The following is a 432-nucleotide window of genomic DNA, read 5'->3' as shown; positions in this document are numbered from 1 at the left end:
CTGTAATTGCTCAGCTTCTTCTTTAGTGTAAAATGGTCCAATAGGTTTAGTTGGGTTAGACATACGGGGGTCATGTTCGTCGACCTCAACACGAGTAATTACTGTACCTGCACGTCTTGGACTCTTAATTTCAGCAAGTACTCTGTTGACTTCCGTCTCTATCCAGAATCCTATCATACCTTGGGTCATGGAACCACAAACATCAAGCGGCATGGCAGGGGTTTGTGGACTATCTGCTTTAGCTTGTTGGATTAACATCGTACCAATTTGTGGACCGTTACCATGAGAGATAACAATGTCTGCATCAGTATCAAATAAAGGTTTGAGTGCTTGCATTGTCGAACGTATTGCTTTTCTTTGTGCGTCAGCTGAGCCATCATCAGTTTGTATGGCATTACCGCCTAACGCGATGACGATTTTGTTATCCATATC

General features: G+C 43.1%; 1 pseudogene. It reads right to left on the bottom strand.

Going from position 1 to position 432, the window contains the following annotated elements:
* Window positions 1–432 (bottom strand): annotated as a pseudogene (locus ACEWB7_RS17965) (carbamate kinase); the annotation flags it as partial.

It is taken from the genome of Acinetobacter sp. NIOH-H-8 (assembly GCF_046635365.1).
Lineage (GTDB): Bacteria > Pseudomonadota > Gammaproteobacteria > Pseudomonadales > Moraxellaceae > Acinetobacter.
Note: the sequence above shows the minus strand (reverse complement) of the source record. Positions and strands in the feature narration are given on the sequence as shown.